Genomic DNA, 977 nt, shown 5'->3' on the forward strand with positions numbered 1-977 from the left:
GGAACGCTCTTTGCCCATGCGATTTTCAGCAGAGCGGTCGTTCGTCCTTCGCGCGGCGGATTCAACGAGAGAGCCCAGAGTCACCGATGCTGCAAGTCACATGAATGGCCGCTATTCCGAGAAGCCTTCTTTGCTGCTCCAATCAATCTCCGGCTGTTGCCCGATGATCCCGCTCGGATTGTGGTCGCCATCGTTGATATAGTAGCCATATCTGATTTCGTCGAAATCAACTGTTTGCTGAATATCTGGCATCTGGAAGATACGGCGCGTAAATCGCCATAATAGTGGATAATCAACTAGCCTTTTGCGCGTGCAGCGAAAATGCGTCGCATAAACCGTGTCGAAGCGCACCAAAGTGGCAAACAACCTGATATCGGCCATGGTTAAATCGTTCCCGAAAAGGAAGGTTCGATCACCCAATCTAACTTCCAATTCATCCAATGTGCCAAACACTGTATCGACAGCCTCATCGTACTCATCTTGTCGCTGCGATTTACCGGCGCGATAGACGGCGTTGGACAGGCCATCAAAGATGTATTGTATCAAGCTGTCGATATCGTCGGCCAATTCAGTCGGGCAAAGGTCTATTGTCGGGCTTATCCCATCAAACGCCAACATAATGTCGGCAGAAGAATTGGACAGAACCTTACTATTTGCGGCATCCCATAGGATTGGCACTGTTGAACGGCCCGTGTATTTGGCAACCGTTGATGTATAGAACTGATGAACATGTTGGAAAACTGAACGGTTGGGCAGTGGTCCGCCCGGCAGCAGGCCGTATCCTTCGCGCCGTGGACCGCCAGCCCATTGTATCTCAATATTGTTTTTTAATCGTGCAAGAACAAGCGCGATGACAGCACCATGCGACCAAGGGCAACTTGCGGAAGCGATAAGAAATAACTGTCCTTTTGCCTTACTCGCTTCCAGCAATAGATTGGCATCAATTGACGTTGCGAGTGCGCTTAGCTCGCGTCTGT

Annotated in this window: 1 protein-coding gene; it reads right to left on the minus strand. The window is 50.2% G+C overall.

Features of this window, described 5'->3' with window-relative positions:
• Positions 1 to 111 precede the first annotated feature (111 nt).
• The coding region (locus Q1A75_RS23960; RefSeq protein WP_299641533.1) for a glutathione S-transferase C-terminal domain-containing protein at positions 112 to 977 on the minus strand (866 nt) is incomplete at its 5' end.

Origin of the sequence: uncultured Tateyamaria sp. (genome assembly GCF_947504105.1) — a bacterium.
In the GTDB taxonomy this organism is placed as follows: domain Bacteria; phylum Pseudomonadota; class Alphaproteobacteria; order Rhodobacterales; family Rhodobacteraceae; genus Tateyamaria.